The following is a 211-nucleotide window of genomic DNA, read 5'->3' on the forward strand; positions in this document are numbered from 1 at the left end:
AACTAAGCATAAGGGTTGCGCTCGTTGCGGGACTTAACCCAACATCTCACGACACGAGCTGACGACAACCATGCACCACCTGTCTCCTCTGTCCCGAAGGAAAGGTCTATCTCTAGACCGGTCAGAGGGATGTCAAGACCTGGTAAGGTTCTTCGCGTTGCTTCGAATTAAACCACATACTCCACTGCTTGTGCGGGTCCCCGTCAATTCC

1 rRNA gene is annotated in these 211 nt (G+C 52.6%); it reads right to left on the reverse strand.

Going from position 1 to position 211, the window contains the following annotated elements:
- A 16S ribosomal RNA gene (locus LCF57_RS04570) occupies nt 1–211 on the reverse strand; the annotation flags it as partial.

It is taken from the genome of Paenibacillus sp. BJ-4, assembly GCF_020404765.1.
Classification (GTDB): Bacteria; Bacillota; Bacilli; order Paenibacillales; family Paenibacillaceae; genus Paenibacillus.